8 protein-coding genes are annotated in these 12,437 nt (G+C 51.9%); all 8 read right to left on the bottom strand.

Annotated features, from left to right (window positions below):
• Positions 1–153 precede the first annotated feature (153 nt).
• Positions 154–1,119 (bottom strand): GNAT family N-acetyltransferase, encoded by a 966-nt coding sequence (locus AC0YOA_RS04225; RefSeq protein WP_475785539.1) that lies wholly within the window; start codon positions 1,117–1,119, stop codon positions 154–156.
• A gap of 24 nt (positions 1,120–1,143) precedes the next feature.
• Positions 1,144–2,748 (bottom strand): helix-turn-helix domain-containing protein, encoded by a 1,605-nt coding sequence (locus AC0YOA_RS04230; RefSeq protein WP_475785540.1) that lies wholly within the window; start codon positions 2,746–2,748, stop codon positions 1,144–1,146.
• 24 nt (positions 2,749–2,772) lie between these two features.
• Positions 2,773–4,584, bottom strand: coding sequence for a sensor histidine kinase (locus tag AC0YOA_RS04235; protein WP_475785541.1), 1,812 nt, complete (start codon positions 4,582–4,584; stop codon positions 2,773–2,775).
• A gap of 181 nt (positions 4,585–4,765) precedes the next feature.
• The gene (locus AC0YOA_RS04240) at positions 4,766–6,142 is read right to left on the bottom strand and encodes an ABC transporter substrate-binding protein (RefSeq protein WP_475785542.1); all 1,377 of its coding nucleotides are present in this window, start codon (positions 6,140–6,142) and stop codon (positions 4,766–4,768) included.
• A gap of 161 nt (positions 6,143–6,303) precedes the next feature.
• Positions 6,304–7,152, bottom strand: coding sequence for a carbohydrate ABC transporter permease (locus AC0YOA_RS04245; protein ID WP_475785543.1), 849 nt, complete (start codon positions 7,150–7,152; stop codon positions 6,304–6,306).
• Positions 7,152–8,087 carry a carbohydrate ABC transporter permease gene (locus AC0YOA_RS04250; protein ID WP_210039448.1) on the bottom strand — a complete coding sequence of 312 codons (936 nt, stop codon included), beginning with the start codon at positions 8,085–8,087 and terminating at the stop codon, positions 7,152–7,154. The genes AC0YOA_RS04245 and AC0YOA_RS04250 overlap by 1 nt, the downstream gene beginning before the upstream one ends.
• A gap of 202 nt (positions 8,088–8,289) precedes the next feature.
• On the bottom strand, positions 8,290–10,746 hold the full coding sequence (locus AC0YOA_RS04255; RefSeq protein WP_475785544.1) for a helix-turn-helix domain-containing protein: 2,457 nt from the start codon (positions 10,744–10,746) through the stop codon (positions 8,290–8,292).
• A 150-nt stretch (positions 10,747–10,896) separates the two neighbouring features.
• Complete coding sequence (locus tag AC0YOA_RS04260) at positions 10,897–12,408, bottom strand: extracellular solute-binding protein (protein ID WP_475785545.1); 1,512 nt, start codon at positions 12,406–12,408, stop codon at positions 10,897–10,899.
• Positions 12,409–12,437 lie beyond the last annotated feature (29 nt).

Genomic DNA, 12,437 nt, shown 5'->3' on the forward strand with positions numbered 1-12,437 from the left:
CGGCCAGGCGTTGTTTATGCGCAAATTTATAGAACATGAAACTGGATTGCATGCCGCTGAAAATACTTGATGAGCTGCCAAAGGACGCAATAGACGATTCTTCTTTGCCCTCAATGGACGGCGAAGTCGTTTCTTCCTGTGCCCTATACTGGTCTAAAGAAGCTTGCTGTACATCGCATACGTACGCCACAGCCGGTAGCCCATATTCTCATAGAAGGCGGCAATCGGCGTCGCGTCAATGACAATGTTGTCAATTCCGCGGCTGCGAAGCATGGCGATGCCCGCTTGTACGATCGCCGCCCCATAGCCGAGGCCGCGGTAAGCGTTGTCAATGCCCAAGGGTCCCACGCCTCCCAACTCCTCTTTAAACAAGGGCGACCAGTATATATTTTGTGTCAAAAGAGGCGAAGCCGCGTCATTGATGCGGCAAAAACCGATTAGACGGTCCCCGCGCTCCATAATGACAAATTCCCGTCCGCTGCCGCCTTCCTCCCAATACTGGCGGGTGGAATACTCCCATCTGCCCGGAAAATGCTCTCTCATGAAGCTCTCCAAGCGGCCCCTCTCGTCTTCACGGAGAACGCGGATTGCAGCGTCCTTGAGAACAGGCATATGAATGGGTTCATCCGGGCGATATTGGCGCAGCAAATCCTGCAGGCTGCCTGTAGAGCGGTAGCCTTTGCTCTCGAACCATTCCGCCGCAGCGTCTCCCTGATCCGGAAGGCCGGGGAATATGCGTCTGTGAAGATCATTCCCGAGATCGGCTTTGGCCACGCCCGCTTCACGCAGCGCCCGCTCCGCTCTCTGCAGCAGCTGGCTGCCGATCCCCTGCCCCCGGTAGTCCGTATGAACCAGCAGCGCGCTGACCCACCCCTCATCAGCCGGGAACGAGATACCCTCCGTGGGATCCATCCATTTCTTCGCGGCTGCAAATCCGGCAAGTCGGTTCGTGGATTCATCGATCGCCGCCCAGGAACCGGCAGCGAGCATATTGCCATCCTCCTGCCAGCATTGCCGGAGCAGCCGCAGACGCATCGGAAAGTCGCTGCCGAGCTCTTCGTTCCACAAGTCAGCCGCAGCCTCAAGCTTCAATTCTGCCAAAGGTATAAATCGAACCATATTAATCCATTTCCCTCCTGAAGGTCAAGCTCCCCTGTATTCGCCTGGCGTCGAGCCGGTATGCTTCTTGAACAGCTTGGTGAAATAGCTCTTATTATCGTAGCCCAGCTTCTCTGCAATCTTCTCTACGCTGATGCCGGTTTTATCCAGCAGCTCCTTGGCCCGCTCCATCTTGGCGAAGGTGACATAATTAATGAAATTGTGGCCGGTTTCTTTTTTGAACAGCCTGCTGAAATAGCTGGAATTGATATGAAGAATATCCGCGACTTCCTCAAGCGTGATTTTCTTGTTGATATGCTTGGTCACATACTGCTGCGCCTCAAGAATCTCCGAGCGTCTGGACTGGCTGTAAATCAGCTGGACCAGCGGTATCCGCTCGCGGAAGAACTTCTGCACCCAGGCGGCGAGCTCATCCAGCGTACTGATATCCGCAATGGTCTGGTGCAGCACTTCCAGGGAGAAGGTCGTCTGGTAATGCTGCAGGGCCAGAAGCCTGGATTGAATATCGTAGAGTATCTTAAGCGTCCATTCCTTCACGATTTCAGGGGGATAACGTCTGCTGCGGATCAGCGCCATCCACCGGGTAATGATGCCGCCGAGCCTGTCTTCCTCTTCCTCCAGAAACGCATCCCGGATTTCCCCGAGCGCATCGGAGTAATGCTCGTACAAATCTCCGCCTGCAAATTCAGTAAACGCCGATCTCGGGTATATGCCGCCCTCTGCCAGATAAAAACGATAGGCCGACCCGCCGAGCAGCCAGGAAATTTCCGCGCTCAGCTCAAGAAGATCACCTGCCGCATTCCCATAGATAAAGGTCGCCACCATTCCGAACTGTCTTTTCAACTGCGAATGCAGCTCCTGGATCAACGGTCTGAACGCCTCGTAGGCATTTTCCTTTAGCGTCCGGCGATAGGGAATCAGAATAATATATTCCCTCACATTATTCGGAAGGAGCAGGACGCCAGGCTGGGCCTGCATGACTTCCGTCACAGCCGTCATCAACGCCAGCATCATCGGAGAATCCTGAATCAGACGTTCACGGACCTGGGCATCCGGATTCAGATAGCACATAATCGGCAAGTAGCTCTTCCCTTCAAGCGCGATCCCAAGCAGCTCCGCTTCCCTGATCCAGGCCGGGACTGCTGTTTCGGTCCCATGAAGCATCTTGTGCAGCAGCGTTTGTTTCTGGGCCATCTCATTCTCTTCGGCAATGCTCTTGAAGCTGTCGATTTGGGCGGAAATCCGGCTCCTGTCGGCAAGCTCGCTGCGTATCCTCGTCAACAGCTCAATCATTTGCTGCTGATTCATCGTTTCCTTCAGCACGTAATCGTCAACCTGCAGGCGAACCGCCTTCTGCGCATAGCTGAAATCATCCATGCACGATAGAATGACAATCCGGATATCCGGTTTAAGCTGCTTGAGCTCGGCTATCAACTGAATGCCATCCATCTGCGGCATGCCAATATCGGTCACCACAATATCCGGCGGCTGAGCCCTGGCTTTCTCAAGCGCGGCGGCGCCGTTCTTGCAGGCGGAGTGGAGCTTGAGCTCAAGCTCCTGCCATGGAATCATGGCGGAAAGAAACTCCAATACCGGGAAGTCATCGTCAACCAACATAACGGAGTACATCAGCGGATCACCTCTCAAGGTTGTTTATTCCGTCGTCAGAATCGGAATCATCACTTGCAATACAGTCCCTATGCCAGGCTTGGAGTCAATCGTCAGCCTGAATTGATTGCCGTAAATCAGATACAAACGCTCATATACATTGGATATGCCAATACTCGACAGCTTCACTGACGGCGCAGCCGGATTAATATCCCGGATACGGCTCATTTCATGCCGCAGCAGCTTCAGCTTCTCATAGGCGATTCCTTCCCCGTCATCCTCAATTATAATGGTAAGCAGCTTGTCCGCCTTGTGGGCGCTGATGCGGATCAGTCCCGCATTCTGATTCAGCCCGTGAATATATGCATTCTCGATTATAGGCTGGAGCAGGAATCGCGGAATCGGGACAGCCAGACAATCGGATGCCGCATTAATCTCCAAATCGGCCTTCTCGGACTGTCTGAAATTCAGCAGTTCCACATACTTCTTTACAATATGCAGTTCCTCATGAAGCGGCGTAAATTCATTGTCCCGCTGAATCGTCATCCGCAGGAGACCGGATAATGAGGACAGGAGCTCGGCATTCTCCTTGTCGCCTTTCATGAGAATACGGAGCCGGATCGAATTCAGGATGTTAAACAGAAAATGAGGGTTGATCTGGGCCTGAAGCATGGCGAGCTCCGCTTTGCGCTTTTGCGTCTGTTCCATCGTGACCTCCGCCATCATCCATTCAATGCTTTCGAGCATCTGGTCGAACATTTTGCCCAGATGGCCGATTTCATCACGGCCCCGGATGTTGGAGCGGATGGTCAGATCGCCGGCTTCTACCCGCGCCGCAACCTGCCCAAGCTTGATCACAGGCTTGGTGAACTGTCTCACCATATAAATAAACAGAACGAGGAACAGCAGCACCGCCGCGATTTGAATGGCAAAGCTTAGTCTGTATACGGTATGAATCTGGCTGACCGCTTCCTTGTAGGGCTTGAGACTTGCCAGCTCGTACCCGCCGTAAGACAGGCTATGTCTGCTGAGAAGAAAGGATTCATTCTCATATTCAACCAGGCGGGAATCGGGATTCTGAACTTTGCTGCTGAATTGAAACGGCTTGCCGACTTTACTGCTGTCCTTGCTGGCGATAATCATCCCCTGTTTATCAAGCAGAACGGTTTCCTGGCGTCCTACATCGTGGCGGAAAATCTGACTCAGCTGATCTTCCCCGATACTGACGATAAGATAAGCGTAAGTCTCATTGGAGGACATACGCAAATTACGCGCGACGGCGATTGAGAAGGGAATGCCGGAACGGCTGGAATCGGGGGTTCTTTTGATCAGACCCACCCAGTCCACCTCGAATGCCGGCAGATCCCTCAGCCGTTCCATCCATGGTTCATTCTCGATGTCGGATGGCTTGAATGCGTCATCCAGCTTAAGCGTGCTGGTAAAGTATTGTCCTTCTGTCGTCATCAGCGTGATATATACATTATCCATAGCGTAAGCAATATTTTCGAGCTTGTCATCGATAAAATATTTGGCCGCCAGCGTATCCTTCGCATAGTCCTGCTGTTTGGAACGGCTGCGCTGCCAAATTTCTTTCAGGGATACGTTGATATCATTCTCAAACAAGATCGAATTGGAGATCCGGATCATGCTGTCGAACAAGCCCGATATATACACATCCGCAAGCTCAAGCGATTTTCTCTCATTGTCAACAACCTGGGCCCGGACAATATTTTTGGTCAAATAATCGCTGGCCCACAAGGTGAGCAGGGAAGGCAAAAGCAAACAAAGCACAGAAGTAACGACGAGCTTGTAGCGCAGACTTCTTCTCCAGCTTTTATTTTGAAAAAATCCGGCCATGATTACCCCCCTGAGCGCTCTCAAATGTAAGGAAACTGTGCGAGCATGGAGAACAACTAAATGGAGTGATTTCATAGGATATCAAATAATTAGAAAAAACACCCTTTCCCGAAAAGCTGCGGATAAAATAAAGTTCGGGAAAGGATGTCGTGCTTATTCTATTTTAACATATTTTGAGCGATCATTTGTTAGCGTCGACTACTTTTTGCAAAGCCGCATTGGCGCTCTTGACCGTGGTTTCGAGATCCTGCTGTTTCAGTATGAATTTCTCCGCTTCCTTCACAAACGCATCATCCAGTTCGGTTTGATACGCCGGCGGGATATTAAGCGGTGAAGTCGGGCTGTTCTTGATGACATACGACAAGGAATCAGCGTCGATTTTATCGGGGCTTTGGACTTTTCCCTTGACGCCCGCAATAAATTGATCAACATCCTGGTTCTTCCATGCCGAATAAACATTGTTCAGCTGCTCGCCTTTGGTCGTGTACCAGCGGATGAAATCATAAGCGGCCTGCTTCTGCTCCGATTTGTTCAACACCGCCATGAAGTTGCCGTTCGCGGGGCTCAGACCTGTCTGCCCGTCCGCCGAGCTGGATGGCATTGGCGCAAACGCCGAGACGAAGGTTGCAGGGAACTCATCCGAGCCTCCTGCTTCGGTTATCATCCAGTTGCCGGTAACAATCATGGCTGCTTTCTGGGCGAAATAAACGGAGCGGTAAGCCAGCTTTTGAGAAATCGTGTCGGTATACGGAATTGCGCTCTTATCCACATTCTCCGCCTGATCGCGGATTTCCAGCGATTTGCGGATTTCCGGGCTGTCAATTTTGAGCACGCCGTTATTGATCAGGTTGTTATCCTTCGGCTGGTTGATCAAGCCGAGCTCAAAGTACAACGGCCAGGAGTGAAAGTACGTACCGAATATTTTATTGGCGCCTTCTCCGCTGGAAAGCTTTTTGGAATAATCGAGATAGTCGTCCCACGTCCATTTGGTCGGGATAGGCAGACCGGCTTTGTCCAGCATATCCTTGTTCAGCAGTACAAAATAATTCTCGTACGTGTCTGGAAGGGCATACACTTTGCCGTTGATGGAAGGATCAACGATATATTCGTCAGTTACGCTGATTCCTTCGGCAGTAAGCATATCATTGAGCGGGGCCAGCAATTCAAGACTCGCGCGTTTCGAATATTCGCTTGAATTGGGGAACAGGGCGATATCGATATCTTCCCCGGAAGCCACCAGCAAATCGAGCTTCTGCATGCCCGCCACGGAATCGTTATTATCAACAAGCGGAACATATTCCACTGTCACATCCGGTTTCTCCTTTTTATACGCTTCGATGGCCGGCGCCATCTGCTCCTCCGGAAACCACGCAGCCATTTTAATCGTAACCGGTTCAGACGAAGCATTGCCCCCTGTATTCGCATTCGTGGAGTTCGCGGGCTTGTTCGTTTCGGCAGATGTTGAATTCGCATTATTGCCGGAATTACCGCCGCATCCCGCCAACAATCCGACAGCAAGCGCAATTGTAACCGACATACCCCATGTTTTCTTAAACATATGATTCCTCCTCAGGTCTTTTGCGCAGCGCTTTTACTTTAGCAGCTGGATTTATCGCTTTAGCTAATCCTACCATTCAGCTTTTTATTAAGAAGCGAAAAAAATTGACTGGTTTAAAATTATTTTTACATTTTTCGGCAGTTTTCATTATTTTCCCACTCCTATCCTTTCACGCCGCCAAAACTGATTCCTTCGATTACATGCTTCTGGCCGATAATGAAGACGATCAACAGCGGAATTATCGCAGATACCGAAGCTGCCATAATCAAGGAATAGAACTGTCCGTTGCGGTCGGCAAAGGCGCTCATCCCCAGCTGAATCGTGAAGAGCTGCTTGTCGCTCAGGAAAATAAAAGGCGTTTGAAAATCATTCCACGTCCAGATAAAGCGGAGGATGCCGTAAGTTGCCAGGGCCGGTCTTACAAGCGGCAGCATAATACGCGTGAAGATTGTAAAATGGCCTGCGCCGTCCATTTGCGCCGATTCGATAAATTCATTGGAAATCCCCTGGAAGAACTGGCGCAGCAGGAAAGTTCCAAGGACGCTGAAGCCGCCCAGCAGAATAAGTCCGGTATGCGTATTGTAAAGACCCACAGAGCGGAACATGACGAACAAAGGAACCAGCGTGGCTTCGGCAGGAACCATATAGGTAGCCAGGATGAAGAAAAACAGAATATTCCGCCCGCGAAAATGAATTTTTGTAAACCCGTAGGCGGCCAGACTGGAAACAATAACGGACAGCAAGGTGGTAAGCAGCGTTACTTTTATAGAGTTCCAGTAAAACAAGGCGAAGTTCGCTTTGCCCGCCCAGACGGCGCGGTAATTATCAATGATCTGCCAATGCTTCGGAATCCATTCCACGGGATAGTTGAAGATATCCGTCTCCGGCTTGAAGGATGAGGACAGCATCCAGAAGAACGGCAGCAGAAACAGGAGTCCAATGATGGACATCATGACCGTCATAATGATTTTCCCGGTATTTCCTCTGCGTGAACCCGCGATTCTTTCCATTAATCATGCACCCACTTCCGCTGCGCAATCCATTGCAAAAACGTAATCAGCAATACGACGAAGAAGAGCACGACGGCCATGGAGGAGGAATAGCCGGTCTTCAAATTAACGAAGCCCTCCTGAAACATCCGGGTGACAATAACAGAGGTGGAATCTGCCGGTCCTCCGTCGGTCAGTACCTTAATGAGCGCAAATACTTTAAAGCTGCCGATGATTCCCGTAATCAGAAGAAAAAAGCTGGTTGGCGTAAGCAGCGGGAACGTAATGCTTTTAAACTTGTTCCAGGCCCTTGCCCCGTCAATATCCGCCGCTTCGTACAAATCATGCGGAATATTATTGATTCCGGCGATATAAATAATCAGCGATACGCCCATATCAATCCAGATCATCAGCATCATCACCGAAGGCAGCGCATAATGAGTGTCTGCCAGCCATTTGGGCGGGTTGTCCATACCGAGCGACATCAACAGCCCATTCACTGGCCCGTAGGACGGGTGAAACAGCACCTGCCATACGACTGCCACCGCAACGACACTGGAGATTTGCGGCATAAAAAAAATGATTTTGAAGAAGCTCTGCGCGTATACATGCTTCGTCAAAATAACGGCAAACAGCAGCGCTATGGCCATTCCGATCGGGACCGCCAGGATCAGAAACAGATTATGCAGCAGCGTTTGGATGAACGCCTCATCCTGAAACAGCTTGATGAAATTATCCATTCCGATGAAGCGGATTTTACTGTAACCGGTTACGAATGACCAATCCGTGAGACTTAACGTAAACAGCATAATAACCGGAATTAATGTGAATACAATGACGCCCAGAAGCATGGGACCTGTGAATAAATAACCGGCAAGCGTCTCGCGCCTTCTCCTGGCGCTGCTTGACCTTATCCTGACGCCGGGGACTGCCGCGCTCTTTTCCTGTAGCCCCATTTTATCGCCCTCCAACCCTATTCGAACTCATATCTTATTATAGGATTCATCAGAATGCGCACATAAGGCAGGATTATGACTCTTTTGTAATTTTTTTGACTGATGCAAGCGATTTCAGAGAGACACAGGGAAAAACCCGGAATCCAAGGATCCCGGGCAATTCTGAAATTGTGATAGAAATCGCTTGCAGTTATCAAGGTCTTCATCCGCTTCTTTGATCGCGGTATTGACCGGGTGTCAGCCCCTCCGCCTTGCGAAAGACGCGGATGAAATACGAAGGCTGATAACCGACAGCCTCCGCAATCTCGTTCACCCGCAAATCCGTTGTGCGCAGAAGCTCCTTGCCCTTGGCAATACGAACGGCCGCGAGATATTCAATAAAATTGATTCCATGGATTTGCTTGAACGCCCGGCTCAGGGAGAAGGTGCTAAGCCCGCAGGATTCCGCGCAGCTTTCCAGGGAAATGTCTCCTGCGAAGCTTCTCTCCAGCTCCTCCTTGACTCTGTCGACGATCTGCTTCAATTCCCTGTCCTGCTGCAGGAAGATCCATTTCATATAAGCGCCCAATACTTTATTCTGCAGCAGCTGGAGCATCGCTTCCGGCTCACGGATCGCCAGCAGCTGCTCGTAGAGGCTGCCTCCTTCCTGCTGGCCTGGAGGCTGGAAGCCCGCCTCCATCATCGTGTGCAGCAGGCTGCCAAGCAGCTGCAGCGCGCCCTCCTGCACCGCCATCTCCGTGACGCATCTGTGGGTCAGCTCCCGGAAGAAGGCTTCCATCCTGCCTGCAGACTCCTCTGCATGCCCCAACCGTACAGACTGGATCAGTTCCTTCTCCAGCGAGAACGGATAGCTTCCGGCTTCACCGCCCGCAGGAAGCATATCTGCAAGCTCCATCACCTGCCAATCCTCCTTGAGATCGCGGTGACGGACTGCTCCGCGCAGATAGGACAGCAGCACCGGGACCTCCTGCACCCTGTCGGGACCGCCATAGCAGATCACCGCCTGCAGCTTGAGCAGCGCGCGGAGCATCTGAGCCAGCTCCCTTGCCAAAGTGAGCAGCTGCTCCTTCGTCTGCTGCGGCGTTTCCCAGGCCGGGCACGGGATCAGAATCGCCACTGTCGTGTCTTGAAAATTAATCACTTCCGCCTGCTGAATTTTTCCCTGCACAAATTCCTGGGCGACATTGGCCGCGGCAAACGTCATCAATTGCTCTTCGTTCTCGCGGAACCTCCGCTCTGGTGAAGACAAGCGCCCGATCTGGAGCAGCAATACGGCAATCCGGTCCCCTGCGTTTAACGGCCAACCGAAGCCTGCCATTCTCTCCATCAGCTCCTCCTCGCTCAGCGTATGGTAATGGCCATTCACAAGCTGCATCAGAAAGCCCGCCCGCAGCGACGGATAAGCACGCTTGAGCTCTGCCTGAATAGCCTGCTTCTCATCGGACATATCCCGCCACCGGCTCTCGATATAGCCCATCTCATCCCCGTCGTAGCCTGTACTCCTGTCCTGTTTCCTGGAACCCGGTTGATTCGCAGAATCGCCATACCCGATGCCCTGCTCCATGGAAGCGGCATCCCGCCGAGGTTCTCTCACCAGCGCCACCAACCGGTGGATAGGCCGGTACAAGCGGCGGGATCCCAGCCATGACAGCAGTACAGCGAGCAGCAAGCCCGTCAGACTGACCGCAAACAGCGACCGGGATAATAAAATTATCGGGCCTGTCATCGCCGATAGCGGCGAAGCGGTTACATAGGTCCACGAGGTTCCGGATCTGGCGAGTTTGCTGTAAGAAACGGAATAGCTTTCATGATCCCACTTGAACAGATAGGAGCCGCTCTTCGCTGCTTTGCTGCTCGCGCCCTTCTCCTTATTTTCCCCCTGCCGTTTTCTGACATCTGTTATTAATGCGGCCCTGAACGGTTCCGAGCCCTCGGCAGCACTTGTTTCCTGAACGATCAATTCCCCGGCATCGTCAATCAGGAGCGAGGTTCCTTCCTTCTCAAGCGCCGTCTCCTGCACCATCGCCGTCAGCTTGGAGCGATCCATGATAAATAATAATGCCCCATATGACTTGCCGTACACCGGAAGCCTGTTAACCAGCACCACCTGCTCCTGCGGATCAGCTGCTGTCTGCCTAAAGTGAGTAAGCCAATAAATGCCTCTCGTATTGTCCAGCAGCCGATTCAGCTGATCCTGTTCTTCCTTGCCGGTAACCTGCCTGATTCCGCCGCTATCGGAGAGGACAACGGGCAGATCCTGCTTGAGATACAGCTGCACTTCACCGATAAACGGATAGGTTGCTTTAATCAGACCGAGGAAGCTGAATAACGCATAGGACGTATTGTACTCCCGCTTCAGATCCGTTTCCTTAAGGCTGACATCCATTCTGGGATCCAATGCCCATTGGGAAGCAGCCAGCTCCAGCTGCGAGAGGGTCTCGTCCATCCTCGCCGTTGTACGGCCGAGCAGCGCCTGATGGGCGCTTGCCACCTCCCGTTCGATATTTGTTACACCAAGCACATAGGAGGCTATTCCGATCACAGCAGTCGGCAAACTCGTGATGCATAAGACGAGTATCAGGCTTTTCTGATAGAAACGTCCGCGGCTTGTCCGCTGTTTCCACCACCGGTTTCCCATATTCCAGCCACGTTTGATCATCTGAACATGCGCTCCTTTAGAGGGATCAAGAAGTCCAAATAGGATCACGGGGAACTTTTTGAACCTGCATGATTAGCCAGTTTTTTTGATGCTTGCCTTCTGGCTTGACTACCAGTTTAACATGTTCAATTGTGAAACCGACGGTTACGCTTACCCCTCTTGGCGCTTCGCATAAGAGACATTAATCTCTTCGGTAATCTTCAGCATGTCGGGATCGGACTTCAGTTTGTTCACATAGTCGTCCCAGTCGCTCATCGGCACCTTGCCGAGAATCACTTTGGTCTTCATATCCTGAATTTTCTTGCGAAGCTCCGTGCCTGCCGTCACATTCGTTTCGGAATACAGGCCGGTGGACGGATCGGGAACGCTGACCTTCTCGCGCTCGTCGATGATTTTCTTGTTGCGTTCCAGCATATCGTTTGGCATGCCGCTGCGGTAAGCTCTCAGATATTTATCATATTTGATGAAAACCTGTCCGAGCGCCTGCTGGGCGACGATGTCCTTCTTCGCCTGCTCCGTCACCGTCTTGACGCCGTTTTCTTCCGTATAATGGGTTCCTTTGATGCCGAAGCTCGCCAAATCGCTGCCCTCATCGGAAGCTCCGTAGTCCATCAGCTCCAGCAGCCTCTTCATTTTCTCTTCGGGCACCGTCTTGGGGATGGCAAACATGCCGAAAAACCCACTGTCCTTGTTCACATAACCGTTAAGCGATACCAAGGGAAGGAAATCCGCATTCGGGTCGCTTTTGCGAAGCTCCTCTGTCGGCTCCCAAGCCGCCTCTACCGTATCCTGGAATCCGCCTGCACGGCCGGCCTTCAGCATGTCCTTGGCCTGACTGTTCTTCAGCACCGCCAGATCCTCGGGGATGAGCTTCTCATTATACGCCCTGTTCAGCCACTGGAGCGCTTCCTTCATCTCCGGCAGCAGATTCACATTGACCAGCTTGCCGTCCACTTCCTTCCAATCGCCGGTGGTATGGGTGAAAGCATTCACAAGGGTGCTGAAGTAAGCCATCCCGTTCTGATCCACAAAGCCTGCGTAGCCTATTGTATCCTTCTTGCCGTTCCCGTCGGGATCCTGCTCCACAAAAGCCTTCAGCACGGTGTACAGCTCATCTGTTGTAGTCGGAGCCGCCAGGCCCAGCTTGTCCAGCCAGTCCTTGCGGATATAGGGGAAGCCTCCGCCTTCCACAGGACGGACCCTTGGAATGCCGTAATTGTTGCCATCCGCCTGCTTCGTATTGGTCCAGGAATCCTCAGGGAATTTCATCAGATTGGGATAATCCTTCAGGAAAGGAGTCAAATCCCAGAATGCGCCCTGCTGGACCATGGTTCTCACCTGTGCCGTGAACGGGTCATCCAGCAGCATCAGATCGGGGATATCGCCCGAAGCGAGCGTGACATTAACCTTGTCCCCATAGCTGTTGGGAGAGACCCAGGTAATATTAAGCTCCGTATTGGTCTTCCTGGCGAACTCCTGCACAACGACATTGTCCGGTCCAGGCGGCTCCGCTGTGTAATACATGGTCATAATATTGACCTTCAATGGAGCTTCGCTGCCTGTTCCTTCATCGTTCGAATTCCCCGCGCTGCAGGCGGAGATAATCATGGTCATTACCAGAACGACGGCAAGGGTCAACCGTTTTTTTGATAAACGTTTCATAGTTTCATAGCCTCCCAATAGTTTATATG

The sequence above is a fragment of the Paenibacillus sp. JT22N12 genome (assembly GCF_056269365.1).